Origin of the sequence: Microcoleus sp. CAWBG27, assembly GCF_020883145.1 — a bacterium.
Classification (GTDB): Bacteria; Cyanobacteriota; Cyanobacteriia; order Cyanobacteriales; family Microcoleaceae; genus Microcoleus.
Map to the genome: position 1 here is coordinate 41,805 of NZ_JAHREU010000021.1, position 25,883 is coordinate 67,687.

Annotated in this window: 24 protein-coding genes; 16 read left to right on the plus strand and 8 right to left on the minus strand. The window is 44.0% G+C overall.

Annotation, left to right across the window (positions count from 1 at the left end):
* Positions 1 to 676 precede the first annotated feature (676 nt).
* On the plus strand, positions 677 to 2,644 hold the full coding sequence (locus QZ938_RS14305; RefSeq protein ID WP_293352137.1) for a HAMP domain-containing sensor histidine kinase: 1,968 nt from the start codon (positions 677 to 679) through the stop codon (positions 2,642 to 2,644).
* Between the two features lie 638 nt (positions 2,645 to 3,282).
* Here the strand turns inward: QZ938_RS14305 and QZ938_RS14310 are convergent.
* Positions 3,283 to 4,137 carry a hypothetical protein gene (locus QZ938_RS14310; RefSeq protein WP_293143135.1) on the minus strand — a complete coding sequence of 285 codons (855 nt, stop codon included), beginning with the start codon at positions 4,135 to 4,137 and terminating at the stop codon, positions 3,283 to 3,285.
* An 818-nt stretch (positions 4,138 to 4,955) separates the two neighbouring features.
* Here QZ938_RS14310 and QZ938_RS14315 point away from each other — a divergent pair.
* The 5 genes from QZ938_RS14315 (at position 4,956) to QZ938_RS14330 (ending at position 6,679) form a co-directional block, all read left to right on the plus strand.
* The gene (locus QZ938_RS14315) at positions 4,956 to 5,090 is read left to right on the plus strand and encodes a hypothetical protein (protein WP_293143138.1); all 135 of its coding nucleotides are present in this window, start codon (positions 4,956 to 4,958) and stop codon (positions 5,088 to 5,090) included.
* Positions 5,091 to 5,210: 120 nt separating this feature from the next.
* Positions 5,211 to 5,369: a MerR family DNA-binding transcriptional regulator gene (locus tag QZ938_RS33040; protein ID WP_363318844.1), complete on the plus strand. Its 159-nt coding sequence runs from the start codon at positions 5,211 to 5,213 to the stop codon at positions 5,367 to 5,369.
* A gap of 83 nt (positions 5,370 to 5,452) precedes the next feature.
* Complete coding sequence (locus tag QZ938_RS14320) at positions 5,453 to 5,902, plus strand: helix-turn-helix domain-containing protein (protein WP_293143141.1); 450 nt, start codon at positions 5,453 to 5,455, stop codon at positions 5,900 to 5,902.
* Positions 5,889 to 6,488, plus strand: coding sequence for an RNA-guided endonuclease TnpB family protein (locus QZ938_RS14325; RefSeq protein ID WP_293143144.1), 600 nt, complete (start codon positions 5,889 to 5,891; stop codon positions 6,486 to 6,488). The genes QZ938_RS14320 and QZ938_RS14325 overlap by 14 nt, the downstream gene beginning before the upstream one ends.
* Positions 6,489 to 6,538: 50 nt before the next feature.
* The gene (locus QZ938_RS14330) at positions 6,539 to 6,679 is read left to right on the plus strand and encodes a hypothetical protein (protein WP_293143147.1); all 141 of its coding nucleotides are present in this window, start codon (positions 6,539 to 6,541) and stop codon (positions 6,677 to 6,679) included.
* Between the two features lie 227 nt (positions 6,680 to 6,906).
* On the opposite strand, the gene QZ938_RS14335 is transcribed toward QZ938_RS14330, so the two are convergent.
* Complete coding sequence (locus tag QZ938_RS14335; RefSeq protein ID WP_293143150.1) at positions 6,907 to 7,851, minus strand: cation diffusion facilitator family transporter; 945 nt, start codon at positions 7,849 to 7,851, stop codon at positions 6,907 to 6,909.
* A 241-nt stretch (positions 7,852 to 8,092) separates the two neighbouring features.
* Between QZ938_RS14335 and QZ938_RS14340 the strand changes: the two genes are divergently transcribed.
* Complete coding sequence (locus tag QZ938_RS14340) at positions 8,093 to 8,440, plus strand: hypothetical protein (protein ID WP_293143153.1); 348 nt, start codon at positions 8,093 to 8,095, stop codon at positions 8,438 to 8,440.
* Between the two features lie 383 nt (positions 8,441 to 8,823).
* On the opposite strand, the gene QZ938_RS14345 is transcribed toward QZ938_RS14340, so the two are convergent.
* From QZ938_RS14345 to QZ938_RS14365, 5 genes are all read right to left on the minus strand, one after another.
* Entirely contained in the window at positions 8,824 to 9,657 is an 834-nt protein-coding gene (locus tag QZ938_RS14345) for a sulfurtransferase (RefSeq protein ID WP_293352136.1), read from the minus strand.
* A 14-nt stretch (positions 9,658 to 9,671) separates the two neighbouring features.
* Complete coding sequence (locus QZ938_RS14350; RefSeq protein WP_293352135.1) at positions 9,672 to 10,136, minus strand: type IV pilin-like G/H family protein; 465 nt, start codon at positions 10,134 to 10,136, stop codon at positions 9,672 to 9,674.
* Positions 10,137 to 10,417: 281 nt separating this feature from the next.
* Entirely contained in the window at positions 10,418 to 11,479 is a 1,062-nt protein-coding gene (mtnA, locus tag QZ938_RS14355; RefSeq protein ID WP_293143162.1) for an S-methyl-5-thioribose-1-phosphate isomerase, read from the minus strand.
* A 293-nt stretch (positions 11,480 to 11,772) separates the two neighbouring features.
* Positions 11,773 to 12,357 (minus strand): TIGR04376 family protein, encoded by a 585-nt coding sequence (locus QZ938_RS14360; protein WP_293352134.1) that lies wholly within the window; start codon positions 12,355 to 12,357, stop codon positions 11,773 to 11,775.
* Between the two features lie 241 nt (positions 12,358 to 12,598).
* The gene (locus QZ938_RS14365; RefSeq protein ID WP_293143168.1) at positions 12,599 to 13,840 is read right to left on the minus strand and encodes a hypothetical protein; all 1,242 of its coding nucleotides are present in this window, start codon (positions 13,838 to 13,840) and stop codon (positions 12,599 to 12,601) included.
* 712 nt (positions 13,841 to 14,552) lie between these two features.
* Between QZ938_RS14365 and QZ938_RS14370 the strand changes: the two genes are divergently transcribed.
* Positions 14,553 to 15,887 (plus strand): family 10 glycosylhydrolase, encoded by a 1,335-nt coding sequence (locus tag QZ938_RS14370; protein ID WP_293352133.1) that lies wholly within the window; start codon positions 14,553 to 14,555, stop codon positions 15,885 to 15,887.
* Between the two features lie 80 nt (positions 15,888 to 15,967).
* Here the strand turns inward: QZ938_RS14370 and QZ938_RS14375 are convergent, their stop codons facing one another.
* Entirely contained in the window at positions 15,968 to 17,890 is a 1,923-nt protein-coding gene (locus QZ938_RS14375) for an ABC-F family ATP-binding cassette domain-containing protein (RefSeq protein ID WP_293352132.1), read from the minus strand.
* Between the two features lie 193 nt (positions 17,891 to 18,083).
* Between QZ938_RS14375 and QZ938_RS14380 the strand changes: the two genes are divergently transcribed.
* From QZ938_RS14380 to QZ938_RS14415, 8 genes are all read left to right on the plus strand, one after another.
* The gene (locus tag QZ938_RS14380; RefSeq protein WP_293352131.1) at positions 18,084 to 18,326 is read left to right on the plus strand and encodes a DUF433 domain-containing protein; all 243 of its coding nucleotides are present in this window, start codon (positions 18,084 to 18,086) and stop codon (positions 18,324 to 18,326) included.
* A complete protein-coding gene (locus QZ938_RS14385; RefSeq protein WP_293183160.1) occupies positions 18,310 to 18,684 on the plus strand; it encodes a DUF5615 family PIN-like protein in 375 nt (124 codons plus the stop codon). Before QZ938_RS14380 ends, QZ938_RS14385 begins: the two co-directional genes overlap by 17 nt.
* A 202-nt stretch (positions 18,685 to 18,886) precedes the next feature.
* Entirely contained in the window at positions 18,887 to 19,441 is a 555-nt protein-coding gene (locus tag QZ938_RS14390) for a hypothetical protein (RefSeq protein WP_293352130.1), read from the plus strand.
* Between the two features lie 146 nt (positions 19,442 to 19,587).
* Complete coding sequence (locus QZ938_RS14395) at positions 19,588 to 19,842, plus strand: hypothetical protein (protein ID WP_293352129.1); 255 nt, start codon at positions 19,588 to 19,590, stop codon at positions 19,840 to 19,842.
* Positions 19,843 to 19,893: 51 nt separating this feature from the next.
* On the plus strand, positions 19,894 to 20,277 hold the full coding sequence (locus QZ938_RS14400; RefSeq protein ID WP_293352128.1) for a hypothetical protein: 384 nt from the start codon (positions 19,894 to 19,896) through the stop codon (positions 20,275 to 20,277).
* A 138-nt stretch (positions 20,278 to 20,415) separates the two neighbouring features.
* Positions 20,416 to 20,925 carry a DUF262 domain-containing protein gene (locus tag QZ938_RS14405; RefSeq protein WP_293352127.1) on the plus strand — a complete coding sequence of 170 codons (510 nt, stop codon included), beginning with the start codon at positions 20,416 to 20,418 and terminating at the stop codon, positions 20,923 to 20,925.
* Between the two features lie 84 nt (positions 20,926 to 21,009).
* A complete protein-coding gene (locus QZ938_RS14410; RefSeq protein ID WP_293352126.1) occupies positions 21,010 to 21,714 on the plus strand; it encodes an MAE_28990/MAE_18760 family HEPN-like nuclease in 705 nt (234 codons plus the stop codon).
* A gap of 672 nt (positions 21,715 to 22,386) precedes the next feature.
* Entirely contained in the window at positions 22,387 to 25,650 is a 3,264-nt protein-coding gene (locus QZ938_RS14415) for an ATP-binding protein (RefSeq protein ID WP_293352125.1), read from the plus strand.
* Positions 25,651 to 25,883 lie beyond the last annotated feature (233 nt).

Below are 25,883 nucleotides of genomic sequence, written 5' to 3' on the forward strand. Positions count from 1 at the left end.
ATAACTTATTTTCTAAGAGTTTGAAGCTTGCTTAGAGTTGCATTATTTTTTTGAACTGGTATTAATAGGAGCGATCGAATTGACCGTCGCCACAGAGAGAGCTCGCAATTGCAACAGTTAACCCGTAGAAACCCGGTTTCTTTTCGTAAGCTCTAAAGTTATACTCGATTTACACGACTTGCGGGGCTGCGATGCCAAAAGTCGATCGCCAGGGTGCAGAAGCGCGATCGGCTGCCGCATTTGTGACATTCTGTGCTATGTATTAGTCGGATACGCAACAAAAACTGTCAAGCAATCGTCGCATTGCTGGTAGCAACACCCCAAAGCTGAGGAATCGGGTGCATTGTCAAGAGACAATATCAGCTTTGGGCTACTCACAGGCAAAACGCATCAGACAGAATTTTCTGCCTGTAAAAATTCATGTGGCAATAATTCACTGCCGGGATAAATCTTTCTTTTTTTGCCTGCTGGAGACTTTTACCAGTCGAAAAAGTAATTTGGCAACAGCCATCAACAGCCTAATTATCTATTAGACATCAACCGAATTTAAGCTTCTGCCCTGACTCGACAAGAGTTTCAGATACTTTTTCGCAGATGTCTACAGGAAAACACACAAGCTTTTCCCTTTGGAGAACTTACGAGCGTGGTAAATTTTCACAGAATACAGCGGTTGCATATGTCAAAAACAAATTTGCTCAAAAAAACACGCAACGAAGTAGGTTTATCGGTTGGTGCTTGGCAAGGCAAGGGCGAGGCAAATCCAGATTTGCAACCATTGAGCCAGCAGGAAAAAGCTGTATTACCGCAAACAAACAACCCCGAAAATAGCAATTTAGGTAAACGGATGTGGCCCTTTATTTCCGCACAATTTGCTTCTGTAGAAACCGAACCCAAACAATCATTGCTCCACAATCTGGCAAAACAACCCTCCTTGAAACTTACCAAAAACTTGTCTTTTAAGCTTGGCTGTCTGCCCATAGACAAAAAAATCAGTGGCGGGTATTTGCTAGCAATAGGAATCGGATTTGTTGGCTCGCTGAGCGGACTTACAATCGCTGAATACCACCAAGAAAAAGGATTGAGGCAACTCAATGATGCTCACATACAAGCACAATTGATCGGTAACTTTAAAGATGCAGCACTGGCAGCACAATTGCAGGGAGCACAGCTAGATTCTTTTGTAGACAATTCCCCTAAGTTGGAACTGCAAAAACAGCAGTTTATCAACAGTATTGTTAAGGCCAAAAACCTGCGGTTGCGTATCGAAAAATTTGCCGAAAGCCAACCAGCTTGGCTCGCAGCCAAGCCGGAAGCTCTCAAAACTTTACTCCAAGATTGCACGGAAAATTTAGAATCCTACGCCGATACTCTCAACTCAACTTTGCTGCAAGTCCAGCAATCGCAACTGTCGCCTCGGAAGATAGAGTCGATCCGAAAATTGTTGGCCACAGAAAGCGGAGAAGGTGCAAAACAGCTTGAGGGACACCTTCAGGAATTGAGCAAAATCCTCGAGATTGCCCAGCAGCAAGAGCGCCAAGGTGGTGCAGTGATGCAGGCTGCCCAAGGAATCGAAAAGGGCATAATTATGATTAGTATGCTGCTGTCGGTAGGGCTGGCTGGAATAGTGGCCTGCCGCACCAGTAGGGCGATCGCCAAACCAGTCGTCAGCGTCACTCAGGTGGCTCAACAAGTCGCCGCCGAGTCGAATTTTGATTTGCGAGCCCCCGTCAGCGGACAAGACGAAATAAGCTCGTTAGCTGTATCTCTCAATCACCTGATCGAGCGAGTTTCCGAACATACAAAAGAATTGGCACAAGCTAAGGAAGATGCTTTAGTGGCTACCACTGCTAAAAGCCACTTTTTAGCCAATATGAGTCACGAGTTGCGGACGCCTTTAAATGCGATTATCGGCTACAGTCAACTACTTTTAGAAGATGCCAGAGATTCCGGGTACAAAGATTTTGTTACCGACTTAGACAAGATTCAGAATGCAGGCACGCACCTGCTATCTTTGGTTAACGACATCCTCGATTTGTCAAAAATTCAAACGGGGGGAATGAACCTCGACATCGAAGAGTTTGACATCGAATCCCTGCTCGATCACATATCAATGGCGGTAAAATTGTCTTTACAACAGAATGGCAATGTTTTAGAAATAGAGTGTGACAGTCAAACTGTTGGCACCATGCACGCAGATTTAGCAAAAGTGCGAAAAGTTCTGCTGCACCTGCTGAACAATGCTGCTAAGTTCACCAAAAATGGGATAGTGAAAGTCAGCGTCAGCCGTGTTGAGGGAACCGGAGAATCGAATGTAGCGCATCTGTCGGGTGTTGAAAATTTAATGGTTGCGGGCGAGGCGAAATCGAGTTTAATTGCTTGTCCAGTTGCGAATGTTCAAGCATCGGATTGGATTTGCTTTCGAGTTAAAGATACCGGCATTGGAATGTCTCCCCAACAACAGCAAAAATTGTTTGAAGCCTTCGCGCAAGCTGATTCTTCGGCGGCGCGCCAGTACGGTGGCACTGGATTGGGGCTGACAATTAGCCGCCACTACTGTCAGATGATGGGCGGCGAGATTTTGGTCGAAAGCGAGGAGGGCAAAGGGTCTATTTTCACTGTACGCATACCAGCAGGAAATAGTTAATACACACATATAGCCTTTCTCAAAAAGATGAGGTACTCATGGGGATAGGGCATTGGGCAAAGAGGGGAAAGAGGGCATAGGGCATCGGGCATCGGGCATCGGCATACCTCACTTTTTTGAGAACCGTTATAGGTAGGGTGCGAAGCGAACATAAAAACAGGAAAGAATCAAGTTCTTGGGCACCCTACCAGTTAAACGCATAGCGGTTCTCATAAAGATGAGGTATGCCAAATTCTGCTACGATCGGATTGAGATTACACACTGCGGGCGAGCATCTTTACCGAAGAGAAACCTCACAAACCTTATAGGAACTATCGATTACCCCTTACCAGATATATAGCATCTATCAGATAGGTTCGCGGACGTTTTTGGGCTTGGGCACTCTTTGTTTAAGCGGTTATATAAGCTGTCAGTCACACCTCATCTTTCTGATAAATGCTATACCTCATCTTTCCCTCGAAAGGCTACATACAGCGGTTCTCAAGCGTAGTGAGGTATGCCCTATGCCCTATGCCCTATGCCCTATGCCCTATGCCCTATGCCCTATACCCTATGCCCTATGCCCTATGCCCTATGCCCTATCCCCATGAGTACCTCATCTTTTTGAGAAAGGCTATATATAACTTCTGAAAGCTCGATCAAAGGTCAAATATTGAAGTGACTTTTGTATCAACATATTTCATGTCACCAGTAGTTCCTCCAGCAAAATGAAGGAAATAGTTATTGAAAAATGCTGTTGTTACACATTTAGAAATTAGTGAAGCCTTAGGATTTAAACCAATTTTTTGTAATCCCTTTTGTACTACGTTGTCTCTCGAACTTAGAAAGGGGTACAGAAATTGCTGGATTAACGGCCAAGGCATATTAAATTTTGGAGAAATCCAGCACTCAATATGGCGCATCAATATCTCATAGCTCAATGGGCGCATTTCATAGTTCCATTCTCCCGAACCTTTGTCTTCATAGGAGTGATAAACATACTCCAGCAATTCTCTATGATAACGAGGAGAAAGCACCATAACTCCGGCTTGTACAACGGATTGAAATTCTGCATCTATCCCAAAACTTTTGTAAAAAGCTGTAGGAGAAAGGTTGTCTATGTATTCGATACCATTCTTAGACCAAAAATCATAAAGTCTTTTCAGGCAAATCTCGTGATCTGCTCTACTAGGAGTTGCATAATCATCTACTGCCCCAATCTTCTCTAGTGGAACTCCCTCGGTAATATCGGGACTGTTTGGGTTAATCAATATATCAGCATCGACCCAAACAACTCGATCGTATTTTTGAAGACTGGGTTCTGACAAAATTAAGCACTTTTGCCATGATGGATTTCTAGACTGAGCCTTGGACGAATTATCTAACGGTTGTGTCAAAACAACAACTTCAAATTGATATTTTTCAGCATAGTGCTGCCATAGAGACCTACAATGTTTCTCGAACATGAGTTCATAGTTCTTGCCTATTGCTAGCGTAACAAGTGCCTTTGCCACTCTATACTCTCCTTAGTTTATTCATCAGAAAAAGGGGTAGAAATCTCGTGCTTTGAGCATCGGCTTTACATTCCCCTTTCGGGGTGGAGGGGTATGGTTGCCCCTCCATGGAGATATGGTTGTCTCCAATCTCTTTCGAGTAAAGTTAGCTTGTCGGTCAATGTTAAAAGGGCTTTTTAGGCTAGCAGCACTGTCCCAGTGACCTTAGAACTGTTTAACTACTAGCGACAGAGCAAGGAACTAGCAACGCATTCTCTTGGTGTCGTGACTCTTTTAACGTAGTCAGTTAAGACTTAGGCCCGTCAGAACGGCTTGTTAGATTTCTCCTTCAAGCCTCACGCCTTTAGGCTGAGGTTCCTGACTGAAGATTTACCTTTAAATCTTTAACGGGGAAATCTCCCACACACATCTGATTCAACCCCAAAATGCCGCATATGGTTTGTCCTGTCAAGTTCTACTATAAAAAATTATCCAAATTTTTCAGTATCTGCGATTGGTAGTGTATAACGCAATACGCTTCGCTTAGGTGTTGTCGGAAGAGACAAACGCTCTTCTGCGATCGCTTCGGTAAAGGCTAGGAAAAGAATCCCATGGTCTATTTTTAACATCGTTTTGACTGCATGACGGTCTTAACCCAAGCGTATTGGTGTATCGCGAGCGTCAATGATTTGTGCAAGTATTTAGGGGGGTGTCGCAGGATCTGAAATACCGATCGCAGCGGGATTGCCACTACAAACATTACAGGATTTTTGACTGCTGGCTATAGGATCATTTATAGTTCTGGATTACTGAATTTTTTCTGGTTGTCGATCGCCCCTATGGCTAGTAAGGGCCAAAAAATGCCCTATAAATTGCTACCCATTCATCATCGCCATCTCTCCCTCAAGGTAATATTTAATACCAGTGCAGTGGATTCTCAATTCCCGAGCGATCGCGAATGGTGCGATCGATAGCTACTACATCAGAAGGCAGCCAACACTGACTGAGAGCTAGTACCTAGGTGGCGAATAAATAGACAGAGTGGTACATTTGTAGACAAGTCTCAGATGTACCATTTTGTTCAAGCCACATGAATTCGCTATGAATTCGCTAAAAAGCTTGGATTGTCAGTAAAAACACTCCAGGATTGGGATGTTGCAGGGAAGCTACCGGCCAAACGCACTCTGTCGGGGTATCGCTTCTACTCATATGGAAGACGACTGACAAGCCCGTACAAGATATGTCAGACTTAAGCAAAGAAATACAGTGTTGAGGTCGAACAATGCTTTTATCCATCAAAACAAAGTTAAAGCTAAACAAGAGTCAAGCAACAGTTATGAGCAAACACGCTGGCATAGCTCGGTTTACTTATAACTGGGGATTGGCTACTTGGAGCAATCTTTATCAAGATGGACTAAAGCCAAACAAATACCTGCTCAAAAAATTCTTCAACAATCATGTGAAGCCCGAGTTTACGTGGATCAAAGAAGCGGGAATTTGCCAAAAGATAACTCAATATGCTTTTGACAATCTTGGAGACTCCTTCTCTCGGTTTTTCTCAAAAAAAGCCGGATATCCTAGATTCAAAAAGAAGGGACATCACGACTCGTTCACGATTGATGCAGGTGGTAAACCTATCCCCGTGGGCGGGACATCCATCAAGCTACCGACAATCGGTTGGGTAAAAACCCACGAAGGACTGCCCCATACGACTTGCAAGTCAATTACTATATCACGCACTGCCGACAGTTGGTTTATCGCTTTTGCGATGCGTGCAAGAACATGAACCAACGATCAAAAGTCATGACGTTGTAGGAGTTGATTTGGGAGTAAAAGAGTTGGCGATGCTTTCAAATGGCGTAGTATTCCCGAACCCAAAACACTACAAAGCGCATCTCGCAAAACTCAAGAGATTGTCAAGAATTCTTACCAGGAAGGTAAAAGGCTCTAGCAATAGATTTAAGGCGAAACAAAGGCTAGCAAAGCATCACGCAAAAATAGCAAATCTCCGAAAAAACACCTTGCATCAAATCACTACTTACTTATGCAAAAACCACGCAACAATAGTAGTAGAGGACTTGAATGTTGGGGGAATGCTAAAGAATCACAAACTAGCTCAGGTAATAGCCGACTGTGGATTCCATGAATTCAAATGCCAGTTAGAGTATAAAGCTAAAAAGTTTGGTTGTGAAGTGATGGTTGCCGACCGCTGGTTTCCATCAAGCAAGACCTGTTCAAATTGTGGGCATATCCAAGATATGCCACTAAAAGAAAGGGTTTACAATTGCGAAAGTTGTGGTCATTCGATGGACAGGGATTTGAATGCAGCGATAAATTTGTCGCGGTTGGCTTTCACGGTGAAAGCTGACTGAGGGATAACCGCTCCCATGCTCCCGATGAAGTAAGAAACAAATGTCTAGACTTGTCTAGTATTTGTATAGCAGATTACTACCCGCTGAGGTGGTTGAGAGCTTTGGGTTTACAAGTCGAAATTCTGGTACCTTGGGACTTGCAAGAGAAAATGGCTGTAGAAATCCAAAATACTGGCAACTTATACCTATAGTCTTTTGCCCGATAATAATTAAAGCTATTGTGGAAAACTTGCATATTTCTGTGGAAAACCCCCTTTTTCCTGTGGAAAACCACAACTAAATGAAGTGCGAGTGCTCTCACCAGATTGATAGGATTTGAAAAATTGGAGGAATTGCGATCGCCTTTCCTCGCCTTCCTCCTTGATCCCTCAACCTGCTTTTTGCTGGAAATACAGCCGAAATCTTTCTTGCTTCATCCTTACCTTTTGCTGATTCCTTCTTCTCTCTCTTGCGCCTCGTAGCTAATTTGGTCGGAATGGTAAGCCGGCGGCTCAACGTGAATTAAGATGCGTACAGGGCTGAAACGTTCTTCCAAACGGGCTTCAACTTCTTCTGTAATCCGGTGAGCAGTTTCTACATCGACAGCATTGACAATCATGTGCATATCAATAAACACTTGACGCCCGATCAGCCCGCGAGAGGCGATCGAGTGACAGTTAACAACTCCGGGCACATCCATGGCAATTGCTTGGATGACTTCCGGTGCGATCGCCATTTCATCCACCAACCAAGGCAAATTTTCCGTTAAAACTTTCCAACCGCTGCTAAATACCAAAAGAGCGACAGGAAAAGACAAAAACACGTCCAGGGATTGCAATTGAGGTATGTTTAAAATCTGACCTTGCCAAACACCGATCAACCCGCCGATGACCATAATTGTCACCCAAACATCGCTCATCGTGTGCTGGGCGTCAGCCACCAAAATCGCGCTACCGAGACGTTTGCCAACTCTGCGCTCGTAAAAAGTGACAAAAATATTAATCCCCAGTACCAGCAGCAAAATCCACAGTTCATTTGGGGATATTTTGACAGCTTTACCGCCGTGTAGCAGCCTTTCGACAGCACCGCTGAGAATTTCAAAACAGGCAATTCCCAGAAAAACAGCAATTCCCAGAGCTCCGAGAGCGTCAAATTTCTGGTGTCCGTAGGGATGATCGCGATCGGGTTGCGGATTGGCATAATGATTAGTTACCAATCCTAAAATATTATTAGCACTGTCCGTGACGCTGTGCAAGGCATCTGCCAGCAAACTCAGGGAACCAGTCAGCCATCCCACGCCTGCTTTAATTGCCATCACTAGCAAGTTTAACAATAAGGTAATGATTAAAACCTTGCGGACTTCGGAACGGTTATCGGCAACCATAGAATCTCCTCTATCAGCGATCGAGTTTTCTGGCTTCTAGTTTAAAGCGTATCAAGTCACGAAAGGTTAAAAGTATTACAGAATCTAGCTTGCAACTAGATTTATATTCATTAATTTAGCCAAGCTTGTTGAGAGAAGTTTTAATTAATAACATTCTCGCAGTCCAATTAAGCTGGAACGTACTTCTTTTGGGTTACTATATTTTTTAGCATTAACGATTGTATATTAAATTTCATTGCCCATGTCTCTTTCTCCGCTGACACTGAATTTAGTTGAGGGTTCTGTCTCGTTTAGCTTTTCCCCGGAAGCTGCGCGGGATTTGCAAAGTGCGATCGCCACTTTGATGGACAGCTTGAAAGCCGTAGCAGCCAAAACCGCTGGTGGCAAAGCTTCTCCCCAAAAACCGATGGAATATCGGTATGCAGGGGATGTATTTTTGGAGGTTTTCTGCAACCCGAATATCTGGGCGACTCCTTTTGCTGCGAAAGTGCTGATTACGGTTAGGGACGATCGCCTGCGCGTCACCACCGAAGCCGAATTGAGCCGCCTGCGCGACGATCTCGCTCAGTATATCGAACAAGTCGGTTGAGATGCTTCAAGTTGAAACCCGTTTGTCGATCGAGGTTGAATTCCTGATAAATTAGCAGGTGAGTGTCAAAGCTTAGGCTCGCGAATTAAATAATTTACACATATTTGTGGGATGGGCGTCCCGCCCGTCCAGAAAAGACGGGCGGGACGCCCATCCCACAAGAACAATAAAAATTGTAAGTTATTTAATTCTCATTCCTTAGTAGGGTGCGTCAGCTACTTTTATTTATCGTTAATTGACAAGCTATAAGCTGACGCACCCTACCACTAGAAACTGTAGGGTGCGTCAGCTATGGTTATTTCATCTTTAATTAAAAATATATAAGCTGACGCACCCTACGACTAAACTCAGAGGGCTAAAGCCCAACAACGTACCCGATCATTCTACGACTTTTTTTCCAAGGGATAGCTATCAGCAGGCGAAGCCGACCATTCCCACATTGAACCTGGATAATTCTTAGCATTAAATCCGAAATTTGTCAATACAGAAGTCAACCATGCAGACCTAATTCCGCCACTACAATAAGTGACAATCTCAGTTGAGGGCAAAACTCCTTTTTGCTGCAAAATTCCGACAATTTCTCCGCGAGAGAGGAGTTGTCCCTGCTTGTCCATCAACTGTTTGTAATAAAGGTGAATTGCCCCGGGAATGTGGCCGCCCCGCGTTTCTCCGTAAGGCGTTTGACCTGCATATTCTCGCGGCTCTCGGGCATCAATAACTGCTAAACTATCATTGCCTAAAATAGCTTTTAAATCATCCCGATTGATTTCCCAAGTCGAGCGGCGAGATACGATAAAATCTCCGGGCTGAGGTGGATTGTTGGCACCTGTTACATGAGAAATTCCAGCTTTGACTAAAGCTCGATATCCTCCACCTACAAAAACGGCTTTTTCGTGTCCCAAACTTCGCAGCATCCAAACAATCCGCCCGTCTTCGCCCCATCCTTTCACGGAATCGGCGATCGCGATTACAGGTTGGTCTTGACAAATTCCCAGTGCTTGCAGTTTTTCTGTTAAGATTGTATCATCTTCGAGAATTTTGCCTTTGTGCGGAAAGTGCGATCGCGAAAATTCCTGCCAAGTTACGGGAATAGCTGGCGGGAGACGGCAAAACCACTTTAAAATAGGTTGGCGAGCATCGAGCAAGGTAGCTCGTTTTTCCAGCAATTGCTTGGCTAAATCTGCACCTACAATCCAATTATCGGACAAATTACACATCAATTAGAGATGGTTTATTGAGCAACTTTTGCTGTATTAGCACCGCAGGCTACAACCCCTTTAGTATCCATTGTTGGCTTGGCTGGTTTAATCTTGCCAGAAGCAACATTTAGACATAAGATTGTTTGGGTCTTATTTCCTGCCAAAAAGACTCCACCCACAAAACTTTTGAGATTAGATTGATTCGACACTGCATAATTAAATACAGCTTTGTTGGCTGTATCAATTGAATATTTGTAACTAGCTGTGTCAGCTTTAATGCCGAGAGCTAGATTAGAAACAGAACTTGTAAAACCCGTATTGTTGCGATAGTAGTCTTGCTGAGCTTTATTCATTTCTACCACATATTGTTTGGCTGCTGATTCTTGAGTTTTAAGGGTTGGCGACAACTGAGCATGAGCCACTGTAGGAAACAAAACTGGTAGAATTAGAGTTGCGATCGCAATTTTTATCTGCTGGTTACGAGAGCTATAAATCATGTTTTTACCATTCCTTACTTAAAAATTGAATGGCGGTAGGACACCGCACGGCCGTGTCTTTACATATAGCCTTTCTCAAAAAGATGAGGTATGACTGACAGCTTATATAACCACTCAATTAAGAGGGCTTAAGCCCAACTACATACCTTATCTTTCTGATAACCGCTATATGTGCGGCTTTGCCTACATATTTCACGTCAAATTCATCGATCGACCTACTTAGCCAAGGCGGTATTGTTCGCAAAAATGACTGATTAACTGAGCGGTTGAGTAACATACAATTAAACTAATTGTTTTGCTTGAAACTGTTTCAAATCTCCAGGAGCAACGGTACCGTGTTCGGTGATGATTCCCGAGATTAATGCAGCCGGAGTTACATCAAAAGCTGGATTGTAAAATTCTACTCCTTCAGGACAAATTCGCGTAGTTCCAACTTGATACATTTCAACTGAATCGCGTTCTTCAATGGGGATTTGGCTACCGTCGGAAAGTTCAAAATCAATTGTTGACAGAGGGGCGGCGACAAAGAAGGGAACGTTATGAGCTTTGGCAACAATTGCTAAGCTGTAAGTGCCAATTTTATTGGCGGCGTCGCCGTTAGCAGCGATTCTGTCTGCACCAACAACTACTGCGTGAATCATGCCGAGTTTCATGCAGTGGGCGGCCATATTGTCGGCGATTAAGGTGACGGGAATTCCTTCTTGCACGCATTCCCAGGTGGTGAGTTTGGCGCCTTGGAGGCGGGGGCGAGTTTCGTCAGCAAAAACTCTGCCGAGTCTGCCTTCTCGCCAAGCCGAACGAAATACGCCTAAGGCTGTACCGTAGCCGGCTGTTGCTAATGCGCCGGCATTGCAGTGAGTTAGTAAGTTCAATTTTTCTGGTGTTGCTGGCAGAACTTCTAAACCTTTGTCGCCGATATCTTTACAAGTTTGTACGTCTTCTGCTTGAATGGTTTTAGCCATTTCTAACAAAGTTTTCTGTACTTGTTCTACGGAACCGCTAGTTTGATTTGCTGTTTTGAGCATTCGGGATATTGCCCAAAACAAATTAACTGCTGTGGGACGAGTCGATCGCAATAATTCACCAACTTGTTCTAGTTTAGCCAGAAATTCCGTGCGATCGCCCGTTTCGATTTCCCTCGCACCCAAATACATCCCGTAAGCTGCTGCTACCCCAATCGCCGGAGCACCTCGCACGATCATCGTTTTAATCGCCTCAGCCATATCTTGAGAGCTACTAATTTCGACTGTGCTATATTCTTTCGGCAGTTGGTTTTGGTCAATTAGCAGCACCCGGTTGTCGAGCCAGGTGATGGGGGAAACGGGGGATTTTTGAGCAGTCATCGATTTCAATGATGTGAGGGACAAGTTTCTATGATGCCATGAAGGCGGATATTTCTCTATCTTATTAGGCACGCACTGGATTTGCCAAAAATCAAAGTCATAGGATTGGAGATTTAAGATTGGTTACATCTTTACGACTATATGGCTACAGAATTAACAAAAATTATTGTTAAGGATGGATAGCCTCGATCGGCTGTTGCGGATTTAAATTGTATATTTCAATTTTGATCGAAACTCCTCAAATCCTCTCCCCGAATCCCTCGAACATAGCAGACAATCTCTCCCTTGGCAGCTTACTTTCCCATATTGCGTTTCATGCGATCGAGTTCTTCCTCAGCTTCCCAGTTTTGAAACTTTTGTTCGAGAGGGTCTGCCGCCTTAAAACTGTTAAAATTAGAACTCTGATTCCAACCCTTCGTATCCCAATTTTGCTCAGTTTTATCTGCTTTAGTCGTAGTTTTAGTTTTCACTTCTGCGGCTTTGGCGCGGACTTCTTTTCGGCGCAATTGAATTTGGCGGTACAATTCTTTGGCTTTTTCTATCCGTTCTTTGCAGCCTTGCATTTGTCCCCAGCGCTGATTTCCCTGACGCAGCAAAGCTGCTTGTCGCTCTTGGGCGGCTTGAGCTAGATCCAGCCTTTGAGCTGCTTTGGCTTTGTTGGCGCGATCGTTCCAGCGCTGAATTTCTTGGGCGGCGGACAGAATTTCTGCTTGCAGTGTTTTCTCTTGTTTCTGAATCTCTAGAATCAGTCGCAGGGTGTCTTCTTCTTGTTCCTTGAGTTGTTCTTCTATTGCCTGCAATTCCAGGTGGGGGTTGCTACGCAAAAATTCTTCTAATCGGGTTTCTAGAAAGCGGCTGACATCATCAAATATGCTCATTTTTTATGAATTCTGTGTTATTGGTTATTTGTTATTTGTTATTTGTTATTCGTTTTTAGCAGTTGAGATTCCCCAGCGATCGATTTATTAGCTACTAACAACTGACCCTTCGACTTCGCTCAGGGCAGCGCAACTGACAACTGACAACTGTCAACTGTCAACTGTCAACTGAAAATTTAAGAGGGCGGGCACGGGGGCGCCGCCCCTACCAACGGACAACTGTCAACTGTCAACTGACTGATTAGAACTTTTGTCCGACAAAAACCGATCGCACATCTCCACCCTTGCGGATAACTGCTTCTTGATTTTTGATTTCTGCCAGAGTCCAACCGCTAGCGCCGATGCTTTCGCCGACATAAATTCTGCGGGCTACACCGTCTACTTCAAACAAAGCAGCCGATCGATCGCCCAATTCCAAAATTCCCACTAGCGTCTGGGCGGAAGTCGGCGCGCCGGTAACAGCCGCTGCCGATTGCTGGGGCGCTGGCGCGGATTGCCCTGCTGCGGTTGCTGGTGCTGGTGCTGGTGCTGAATCAGTTTCGCGAGCCAAAATCTTTGGCTGCACAGACTCCGAGGGGGAAGCAGAAGCCGCGAGGGGAGCGCGATTGCCAGCGGCGGCGATCGCGCGACCCGAGGCAGAGGCTGACGGTGAAGGCGAACCTGCTGCGGTTTGAGAAGCTGCCGGAACCGCCACATTCACCTGAGTCGGAGCCGCCGGAGCCACAGTCACCTGAGCGGGGGGAGGGATGACTACGACTTGGGGTGCAGGTGCTCCCGGCGCGGCGGCGGCTTGTTCTAAGGCATTCGCGATGCGGTTGACTGCTGTCGAAAGACCTGCGGTTGCCGGTGGCGCGCCGGAAATTGAAATGCTCGGGAGTGTCCCTGGGGTTGCGGCTCCCGGAACTGCGGCAAGTTGCGAGTTAGCCTGAGGAGCTTTTTTTTGTTCGATCGCTACTAGCGATCGCTGCACGTATTCGACAAACTGGGTGTCTGGTGCGATTTTGCCACTTGCTGCCGGCGTCTGCGGGGTCGGGGCTGCGGGCAAGCGCACCAGTCCCGACCTGCTTGCCAGCCACAATCCCATGACTAGGAGCAGCGACCCACAGGCTGCTCCTAGCAGGATTCGGTCAAATGATTGTTTGGACTGTTTTTTGGTTGTTTCTAGGGCGACTTGGCGGGCGATCGCTGCTACCTGTTGTTCCCCGCCTCGCGGAGGTTCTGGCGCCAACTGCGACAAAACTATTTGAGGTACCGAGATGGATTTTAGCGCCACGAATTCTGCTGGTGGCACCTGCTCGGCTGGCAGTCCCTCGCTGCCGTCGAATGCTCGATCGACTCCTTCAAACAGTTCGTCCATCAACCGATCGGCGTAGGACTCTACTGCCACTGTTTCGGATGGCACTGTTTCGACGGTCGCCACCACGGCGATCGGATCGGACGCTGATTCCAAGGACATCTGTTTGGCGATTACTTTTTGAGGCATAGTTTTTTGTTGGCTCCCGCTCCTCGACAACTCTGAGATTCTCAACTTCAGATTTCTACAGGATACTTGTGATGTTGACCAATTCTTGGCTTAGAACAGGTTAATTGTAGCTCACCCATCACCATATTTTTAGTCCTGGGCCATTTGCTTTACCCGATCGACTTTTGTTTTACTTGTTTTTGCGCCTTTTTACCCGCAATCAACCGATACCAGGCCCCGCACTCTTTTTGTCGGTGCTCTCAAAATTTTCGACTCAAGTTCTGCCTCCGGTGATTCACTGTCCTTGTAGGGAAAAATTAAAATCAGACGATTCATTACTCCAATCCTCTTCCTTCTATAGCCTTTCGATCTCTCATATGAGGTACTTATGGGCAAACAGGGCAAACAGGGCAAACAGGGCAAACAGAGCATTCGCTTGCGCTGGGCATTGGCTTGCGCTGGGTATTGGCTTGCGCTGGGCATACCTCACTTTTTTGAGAACGGCTATAGGTAGAGTTCGCCCTCAACTGTCATCTTTCATCTTTCAACTGTCAACTGAATGAAACGACCGAGAGTTTGTCAGGTGTGTATTTGTAATATTGTCGCTCTTCGTCGCACCCTAGGACTACCGATATCGTCGATATATCGGTGAGAATCGTTATATGCGGAATTGAGAACTCGCAAAGTGTAGTAGCTTGATGTATCACCTCAGTACTCTTCATTTTTATATACAATGTCATCTAAAAAAGAAAACAGTGGATGTGGATGTACGAGCATTCCAATCTCATTAATCCTAATATTGTTAGGTGCCGCTTACTGGGGATTTAAACATCTAGATATTCTAGGTATTAGCAAATTTTTGGCCAACAATCAACAAAACGAGCAACAAAACGCTCGTCTAAACACAAGCACTTCTAACAATCAACAACCAACTGCTGCTAATTTCCCTCAAGCACCTGTCCAGCGCGCACCTCTTGGCAATACTCCTCTCGGACAAGCGACACCAACAACCAATCCACAAATTTCACCATTACCTGTAGCCTCAGCAACCCCCAAGCAATCGCCATCACCTCAAACCCCTTGGGAGAACAAGGAAATAAGGGGAATTTATTTAAGTCGCTATCAAGCGACTAATAATGCTAGCGAACAAACGATTCGCCAACGAGTTCGCTATTATCGCAGCCAAGGAATTAATACCATTATTCATGGAGTATGGGGGAATGGTTGTACGATGTACAACAGCGAGGTTATGCAGCAAACATTCGGATACAAAAGTTGTCCGAACCAATTTCAAGAGCGATGGGTCGATTGGTTGATTGATGAGGCGCACAAACAAGGAATGCAAGTTCACGCCTATTTTGAGAAGGGGATTAAAATCGATAAAAATAGCCCGATTTTTGACTTGGCAATTGCTAAGCGATGGATTGTTCCTGGAGTCGATAAAACCTACCCCGGCATCGAGCATTATGTACTAGATGTGGAGATTCCAGAGGTTGCTAATTTATTCAAAAATATCTCAGTAGAGTTTGTCAAAAAGTATCCAACTATCGATGCAGTTCAGTGGGATGATTACTTAGGTTATCATGCTGACTTACCCGGAAAAGTCGATCGCACTTCTGGCTTGACTAATTTTGTGCGGCAAATGAAAGCTGACATGAAGCAAGCTAATCCCCGCGTTAGTTTCGACATTTGCCATCACAATCCTTATTGGGGAAAACGTTATTTTGCGGCGGATTGGGAAAATTGGGGTGCCGATCGAGTTTTCATTCAAATTTACAACGATGCTAATTTCAACCAAGAGCTAGATTATGCTAAAAGTTATGCGGGAGTTGCAATTTCTGACAAGCAATTTAATCGCTTAAAAGAACTGATTAACAACCCGCAAATTAAGAGTATTTTAGTGTTTCCCTCCTCGGGAAAACCGGAAGAAACTGCTGCATCTTTAGTGCGAACTCAACAAAATACTCCGACACCTTCACCTTCCCCATTAGTACGTTCCTTACCAAATGCTCCCATACCTTCACCGAATAGCAGGGGTTTGAAGCCCCTGCCTTCAGGCGGATTGTGATAAGAACGGAGTTTAAATCTCGGTTCTTATCACTTCGCTGTCAACTGTCAACTGTCAACTGTCAACTGTTTAACTTCACCCTAACTCATTCTTTCTGCCAATTCCAACCACCTTTCAGTCGCGCTATCAATTTCCTGCGTCAATTGAGCCAAACGATCCGATAACTTCTTCACCTCCGCAAACCCGCTCGGAGCATTGTTGGACAAAATCTTCTCAATCTCTTGTTTCTCAGCTTCCAGCTTCGGAATTTTCGTCTCTAACTGCTCGTATTCCCGCTTATCATTGAAGGAAACTTTGGTTGATTTTGCAGTAGAAACTTTGGCTGGTGAATTGTTAGATTCAGCGGTGCGTGTAAGTTTTTCTTTGTCTTTTTGTCCTTTGAGTTCCTTGGCTTCTTCGGCTTTCTTGTAGTCCAAATACACTGAGTAATTGCCGGGATACAAGCGCAAATTGCCGCCCGGTTCCAAGGCGAACACCATGTCGATCGTCCGATCGAGAAAATAGCGATCGTGCGATACTACAATTACGCAGCCGTTAAAGTCTTCGAGATAATCCTCCAAAACCGCCAGAGTCTGCACGTCGAGGTCGTTTGTCGGTTCGTCGAGAATCAGCACGTTGGGCGCACTCATCAGCACTTTCAGCAGAAATAACCTGCGCTTTTCGCCGCCCGAAAGCTTGTTAATGGGTGCATACTGTTGGTTGGGCGGAAACAGAAACTTTTCCAGCATTTGAGAAGCGGTAATGATTTCCCCATCCGCCGTTTGCACCAATTCCGCCACACTTTTGAGATATTCAATCACCCGCTGGTCTTCATTCGGTGTCAAATCCTCTGAATGCTGGTCAAAATAACCGATATGAATGGTTGTCCCAATTTCCACAGTACCAGAATCCGGCTGGATGCGTCCGGTAATGATATCCATCAGCGTGGATTTTCCGGCGCCGTTGCAGCCAATAATGCCAATCCGGTCTTCGGGAGTGAAATTGTAGGTAAAATCTTTGATTAAAGTGCGATCGCCGTAAGCTTTACGAATATTCAACAATTCAATCACTTTCTTGCCAATTCGGCGCCCCGCTGTAGCAATCTCGACTTTGCCATTGGCTGTTTTGAACTCCTCTGCGCGCATATCTTTAATGCGATCGATCCGAGCTTTTTGCTTCGTACTGCGCGCTTTCGGCCCCTTCTTGAGCCATTCCAACTCGCGCCGCAATACTCCCGAAAATTTGCGCTGAGTGCTGGCGGCGGATTCTTCCGCTAGGGCTTTTTTCTCCAAATAATAAGCGTAATTGCCAGCATAATTGTATAGGTCAGCGCGATCGATCTCCAGGATGCGATTGGTAACGCGATCGAGAAAATAGCGATCGTGCGTAATCAGCAGCAGTGCACCGCGATAGCCGTTCAAATAATTCTGCAACCACTCCACAGACAGCGCATCCAAGTGGTTTGTCGGTTCATCCATCAACAACACATCGGGCTCCGACAACAGCGCCGTTGCTAAAGCAATGCGCTTGCGGTAGCCGCCGGACAAGTCGCCAATTTTGGCATGAAAATCCTCAATCCCCAACTTTGTCAAAATCAATTTAGCCTTAGTTTCCAAATCCCAGGCATCCACCTCATCAATGCGTTCAGACACGCTAGACAGACGCGCCATCAACTTATCGGTATCGCCTTTACCGTGGGACAATTGATCGGAAATTTCTTCATATTCCCGCACCAAAGCCATTTGTTCGCCGCTGTCGGCAAATACTTGCTCTAAAACCGTGTGACTTTCGTCTAAATCCGGCTGTTGCGGCAGATAGACAATTGTAGCGCCGGGATTCACCCAGCGATCGCCAGAGTCGATCGACTCCAAGCCCGCAATCATCTTCAACAGCGTTGATTTCCCGGAACCGTTGGTGCCGATGAGCCCGACTTTATCGCCTTCATCGAGGCTGAAGCTGGCATTTGTCAAGAGTTCCTTGATGCCGAAGTCTTTTTTGATCGATCGCAGAGTAAAAATAGTCATCAGTATATAAAATTATCTACTTAGCTTTTGACATTCACTAGCAATTTGCAGTATTTTAGATTATATCATGTCTTGTACCTCACTTGGTTTTGATTTGCGATTTCACGCAAGGCAAGCGAGAATTTATCAGTCTAAGTTTCCGAACTGGCAAGATGAGATATAAAATAATAAGTAAGAGTTGAGATTAGGAGCAATGAAAATAGATCGTATTACAAGCAATCCCAAGCGAATGAATGGGCAACCATGTATTCGCGATCTTCGGCTGACTGTTCGTCGGGTAATCGAGCTGCTCGCAACTTATCCCGATCGAGCAGAACTACATCAAGAGTTTCCAGAACTAGAGGATGAAGATATCCGACAAGCTCTAATTTTTGTATCCTCTTATCTTGACGATCGCATCATTGAGCTATCTAATCATTATGAAGCTGTTGCTTGACCAGGGATTACCACTTTCTGCGGCAGCATTATTACGTGATGCAAGTATCGACACCATCCATGTTGGTGAAATTGGTATGTCTCAAGCCGAAGATGCCGAAATCATCCAGAAAGCCAGAGAAGAGGAACGTGTGGTTGTTACCCTCGATGCAGATTTTCATACATTACTAGCACTTGATGAAGCAGTTTCTCCCTCAGTTATTCGCGTTCGGATTGAAAGGTTACGCGCCCAAGCATTAATGGATTTACTGCTGATGGTAATTGCTCAGTGCGAGGAGGATCTAGAACAAGGATCGGCCATTTCGATCGAGCCAAGCCGTATTCGTATTCGTCGTCTGCCACTCATACCGGATGTCTAAAAAATAGTCATCAGTATAAACAGTCATTTACCTAGCTTTAGTGTAGCATGATATCGCGTGTATTAATTGCATTATTTCTGCTCATATTGCGTCTTGTACCGCATCTTCGATACAATTATAAGTTAGAGTTCTCATCTTGAGCGGTCTTTGTTTTAGGTGTTGTATTCCCATTCAATTTTAACATCGATAACAGTTTAATTATATGAAATTGCACAACACACCTGAAATTGCTAAGTTGAACGGCTACATGGAAGCTATGAGTTGTTGCTTAGATGGTTGCAACTATGTCGTCCGGTTTAGCGCTAAAGGAATACAGCTTGAGGATAATGAATTAGAATCGCAAACATTGGATGAATTAGCTATTCGAGAGAATCTTCAGGAAGTAATACCTGGTTCGGAATTGCAGAGTTTAATGCAACTAGCTTATCCAAGAACACACCCTCATCTTGCAACTATGTGCGAGTGCCATCACGGTCCCACATGGTTGACTACCAGAGTCAATACCTTTATTGCTCGCATAAATCCGTCAGACGGGTTCAAGAATGTGGACAAGCACAAAAAACAGAACCTGACCATAGGATTTTGGCGTAATGTCAATGCGTGTATTGATTATGAAAATTCTCGATTTTTTCAGTACAATCCAGCCTTCGGTGTAGACGATGAGTTATGGGACTTCATAATTTGGGGCTTCACATTTTTGATTGTGAATGAACAACAACGAAGATGTTTACTGATACATGGTGCTGCATCAGATTAAAAACGATGATAAAGCGTTAGCCAAAGTTTTTGGTTGCAGCTTTAGTTTGTGACTTCATTATGTTTCGTTAGTGCGATCGCAACTGGAGATTGACAAACAAAAAACCTAGGCGGTAAAATGAGGAAAAAAGCACGGATAATTCCAAAATGAACGATCGCTCCTCAGTAGATTTAATATCTGTGACAGAGTTACACCGCCAGCTTAACGACTTACTCCAGCAACTATCACCAGAGCGATTACAGGTGCTTGCTGATTTTGCGGCTTACTTAGCCAATGCTGAAAGCGAAGCTGCAACTCAAGAACTTTTGGCAATTTCTGGATTATCAGAGCGAGTTAAGCAAAATCAAGCAACTCCTAAAACTGATTATACAAACTGGAGAACTCTTCGCTCTGATGTATGAAGTTATTCTGTACTATAATTGACATACCAACCTTTGTTGGAGTATTTTTCTATGTCCCTGCAAGAGCTTAAAGAAAAAGCCAGCCAACTCTCAGTCAGCGATCGCCTTGACCTGCTAAGTGCGATCGTTCAATCGCTCCAAACTACACCAGGAATCGAGAATTGGCAATATTTAATTGTACGTCATCATCCTTGGCGCAAACAACTGTACATTAAGGGGCGTAAATTACTGGCATCGACTATTTGGCGAGACATGACTGCCAATGGGATGTCACCGGAACAAGCTGCAGAAAATTGGGATTTACCGCTATATGCTATCTATGAGGCGATTGATTACTGTCAGAATAATCAACAACTTTTAAAATTAGAAGCAGACGAAGAACGCTATCGATTGGAAGTAAAAGGACTACAAGTTGAGCCTACGAATGCTGCTTGACGAAGATTCTCAAGCAAAGTATTTAGTCAATCTTCTTCAGGCAGCCGGTCACGATGTAGCTACAGTTGTACTATAATAAAGATACCAACAAAGGTTGGAATATCTTTTTATATCCTTGTTATATAGACGCAGGTGCTTATGTCTCAAGCAATTAGACAAGACCTCATCAATATCGCCGAAGAGCAGATTGACGAAATAAGGCAAAAGATTGACTACCATACCACAGAATACACCATCGAATTCCTAGTCGATAAATACCTGGAACAAGATGATGCAGGGTTCGGTGAAATTTATATCCCTGAATTTCAAAGAAAATTGAGATGGGATACTAATCATCAATCTCGATTCATTGAATCCATTATTCTTGGTGTACCTATTGCTGCCATCATTGTCGCAGAAATCAAAGAAACTGGAAATATAGCGATTGTTGATGGAGCTCAAAGGGTGATGACTCTGGCAGCTTTTCTGACAAATCAGTTACAACTGAGCAACCTCCAAACATTAGATTCTCTAAATGGTTGCTATTTTAAGGATCTCGCACCCTCTCGCCAAAGAAAGTTTAAAAATACTTCACTCCGAACGCTCTTTCTCTCAGAAAAAGCTGATGAGAGAGTAATAAATGAAGTGTTTTATCGCATCAACTCTTGAGAAGATATTGAATTACGCACCCACATTTTTTTGAATTAAACTGAAGACACATGATGTTAAGAACCAACTTTAAAGTCACAGCCAATGAAAGAGTTTATCAGAGACTTTAACAGGCGAGTGGCAGAAATTCAGAAATATTTTGAATTAGTAGATAAAATTGAACAACTTGGTGCATTGTCTTCTAAATCAATCATCTTCCCATCAGGTGAATATATTGTTGATAGCGAGCTTCAAAAAATCTTGCAGTCTCATTGTTATCTGCTATTATACAATCTCGTCGAATCTTCTATTAGAAATGGTATAACTGCCATTCATGATATTATCTTAATCGAGCAATTAACTTATAAAGATTTAAGTCCGAAAATAAAGAGATTGTGGTTGCTGAACGATCGAAGTAAAAGTTTCAGAGATTCATATATCAAAAAAGATTCGATCGCTGACAATCTTCAGGAATTAATTAAATCGGTTTTGGATGATGAGATGGTTTCGTTAGATCCATCTAATATTCCCATATCGGGAAATTTGGATGCTAAAACTATCAAAGAGCTCATAGATATGTATGGCTTCTTTGGAAATTTAGGAGTTGCGAGTAGAGAAATAGATGACATTCTGAATTTTGTCGTTAAGATCCGATGCGATTTGGCACATGGAAATGTTTCGTTTTGTGATGCTTCGAGTCAAATACTTTGGAGCAAGTTAGTTGATGACAAAGATAAATTGGTTAAATATCTAACTCATATGCTGAATAATATTGATGATTATATTGACAAGAAGAAATACAGAATTTAGCCGTCGGTGGCGACTAGGGTAAAAAATATTACCATTACTCGATCGCACTTAAATTTCCTAGCTTATTTTTGTCCTCCTTTACGGAAGTTGTCGCTGTCGGATTTCTCTGGACTCGATCGCCCACGCCTTCCAATGTACTATAATTCACATACCAACCATTGTTGGAGTGCTTTTTTATATTTCTGCAATAACTTAAAGAAAAAGCCTGCCAACTCTCAGTCAGCGATCGCCTTGCGTTACTAAGTGCGATCGTTCAATCGCTGCAAAGTACACCAGAAATCGAGAATTGGCAATATTTAATTGCGCGTCCCGATCCTTACCGCAAACAACTGTACATTAAAGGGATGTAAATTACTGGCATCGAGTATTTGGCGAGACATGACTGCTAATGGGATTTCCCCCGAACAAGCAGCCGCAAAGATAGATACGAAGATTGCTTCGTTCCTATCTTCGGACAACCCTTAACTGAACGGTATTAATTTATAGTGCAATACGGTTGGGTTAAAATAGTGCCAGAGACAAAAGGATGTGAAAAACAGACACAGATAAAGTTTACAAAACTGTCCAGAGTTATATAATTATTAAAAGTCGGAGTTCCAAGAGTCGAACACGGCAATACCGTTTCCCTACAGGTATCTTCGCTTTCCCCACTTTGATAAGCACGGTTTTATCATGTCGATTAAAACAGTCTATCGCCTAACTGCCCATCTCAAAAAAATCCCGCTACGAACAGTGCTGATTGTACCGTTTGTGCTGCAAATTGTCGGGACTGCGGGGTTGGTGGGGTATCTTTCCTATACCAACGGCCAAAAGGCGGTTAACAACCTAGCCGATCGGCTAGCAGCACAAATTGGCGATCGCGTCGTACATTACCTCGATACATATCTGTCTGCGCCTCATTCGATCAACCGCATTAACGCCGATGCGGTGCGCCAAAAAACAATCAATTTACAAGATTTGCGGCAACTCGAACGCTACCTTTTCTTTCAACTGCAACAGTTCGATTCGCCGACAACCATTATTTTTGGTAGCAAACGGGGAGACTTCGTGGGAAGCGATCGCACTATCGGACAGAATCTGATTATGCGATCGGATGAGTTCGATCGGGGCATCATCAATATGTATGTTCCAGACTTGCTAGGTAATAGAACCAAACTATACAAAACTTTTCGACAACCTGATGCCACAAAAAGACCTTGGTACCAAGCTGCTAAAGCTGCCGGGAAATCCACCTGGAGTAATATTTTTCAAGTCGGTAACAATACAGATTTAGTAATTAACGGCAATCGACCGATTTATGATGAGGCGACAAAGGAACTGCTGGGAGTCTTTTCGGTAAACCTCAACATTAGAAAGATTGCCATTTTTCTCGACAGCATAAAAACCAGCAAATCGGCAAAAATTTTTATTGTCGAACGCAGCGGGTTGTTAGTAGCCAATTCCGGGCCCGACAATCCCTATATTTTGAGGAACCAGCAGTTTAATCGATTAAAATTAACGGCAAGCCCAAATGCTACAATCCGCGCCACGGGTCTATGTTTAACGAATCACTTTGGCGATTTTTCCCAAATTAATGATGTTCAACACCTTGAATTTGAAATTGACGGCCAATCCCAATTACTCAAAGTAGTACCTTACCGGGATAATTTTGGTTTAGATTGGTTGATTGCGATCGTCATCCCAGAATCTGATTTTATGGCAGAAATTGACGCCAATAATTTCACCACAATTATACTATGTGTGACTGCCTTGATGGGAGCAATTGTTGTCGGTATTTTCACAGCTAAATGGATAACAGAGCCACTTTTACGTTTAAATACTGCCGCCAAAGCTCTAGCTAACAATGAAGGGAATACAAATGTCGAGATCGATCGCGCTGATGAAGTCGGGCAATTGGCAAATTCGTTCAATTATATGGCAGACAAACTGCAATATGCTTTCAAATCGCTCCAATCTTTAAATGCTGCCTTAACCGACAGTGAAAGCCGCATGAAACAAATCCTAGAAGCTATGCCGGTGGGAGTGTCAGTTCACGACTATACCGGGCAACTGATTTACATAAATCAGATAGCGCGGCAATTAGTAAATATCCAAACTATACCGGAGTCTACTATTGAGCAAATAGCAGAAGTTTTTAGACTTTACGATGCAGGAACAGATGAATTATATTCAATAATCAAAAATCCGCTCGCCCGATCGCTCAAAGGAGAAACCGTGAGAGTGGAAGACATAGAAATTCGTTTGCCCGATCGCACTATTCCCTTAGAATTTTTCAGTACGCCGCTGTTTGATGAAGCTGGCAACATTATCGGCGCGATCGGCGCTTCTCAAGACATCACCGATCGCAAAAAAGCCGAAAAGTTGCAAGCAGACTACAATCGCACTTTAGAACAAAAGGTGACCGATCGCACTGCGGAACTCCAAGCAGCAAAAGAAGCCGCCGAAGTCGCCAACCGAGCTAAAAGCGCCTTTCTTGCCAATATGAGCCACGAATTGCGGACTCCCCTCAATGCCATTCTCGGCTACGCTCAAATACTTTCCCGACAGCCAGATTTTTCTCCCCGCGACAAAGAGCAAATTCGCACGATCCAGCAGTGCGGTTCTCAGTTGCTGACTTTAATTAATGATATTTTAGATTTGGCTAAAATTGAAGCTGAAAAGATGGAGTTAACTGTTAACGATGTTTGTTTGTCAGATTTTCTCAATGACATATTAGAAATGTTTCGGTTCAAAGCCGAAGAAAAGAACCTGGTCTTTGTCACCCAAATAGCAGGTAAAATTCCGAATTTTGTATCTGTAGATGAAAAGCGGTTGCGTCAAATTCTCCTGAATTTATTAAGTAACGCGATTAAATTTACTGATGAAGGTAGCATACTTTTTAAAGTAGAGGTAATTGAGAACAGTGAACCTGTTGCAGGAATATTGAGCGCGGGCCAGGAATCAGATTTTTTATTTAATGCAAGTCCCGCCTTCCCAATTACCAAAATCCACTTTCAAGTTAAAGATACAGGCATCGGAATTACTAGCGATGCAATAGAACGAATATTTCTACCTTTTGAACAAGTGAGCGAAATCGGGCAGAAAACAGAAGGGACGGGTTTGGGATTAAACATTGCCAAAACCTTAGTTTCGCTGATGGGAGGGGAACTCAAAGTCGAAAGTTGTTGGGGTGTTGGGAGTACGTTTTGGTTTGAGATTGAATTGTCACTTGCAGATTTGCTCGTACCAGTTTCGCCACCACCACAGCAACCCGTAATTACAGGTTATCAAGGTCAACGGCGTAGAATATTAGTTGTTGACGATAGCCCAGAAAATCGCTCTTTGATGGTGGATATTTTAGCACCGCTGGGTTTTGAGTTAATTGAGGCTGATTCTGGTGAAGGAGGTTTAGCAACAGCGATTTCCCAGGAACCGGATTTAATTATTGCTGACTTGTTGATGCCCGGAATCAGCGGTTTTGAACTCTGCGCTCAATTGCGTTGTTTGCCAATGTTTCGGGAGACGCCAATCTTGATTGCTACTAGCGGGTTGTTCGAGTTGGAGTTGGAAAAGCAAGAGGAAATAGGCTACACTGATTTTATCAGTAAATTTTTTATAATCGATGATTTTTTGGCAAAAATACAGAATTATCTGGGACTGATTTGGATTTTTGAGGCTTCGGGCGATTCCCTACGGGATAACTGCGCCGTGCGTACTTTCTCTGAATTGGCGATCGGCTCAGAAGACGTAGAAATGCCTCCCCGCGAAGAGTTACTTTATTTGTACGAAGCCGCTCAAATCGGTAATTTCGAGCAGATTAAGTACGAAGCGCAGCGCCTGCAAGAGTTAAATCCCACCTATGCCCTATTTGCTCGGAAAATTTGGCAGTTAGTCGATCGCTATGACGATGACGCGATAATTAAACTAATTGAGCCTTACTTAAATCCGGGCGACTAAAATTGCTTCCTAGTAGGAGTTCAATCCTCATAATCGGATTTAACAACGAGTTGTAGCCTCAATCCTAAAAATAGTTCGCAGCGAGCAAACTGGCATTATCAATAGTGCAGTATAAATAGTAAGTATGTGAGAGGGAAAATACGTAAGTAAGTCATTCCCAGTTAAACGTAAGCCTTGGGATGCGCGACAATCGCGATCGCTGGTGTTGATGGCAGTTGTACGTCACGGCACCA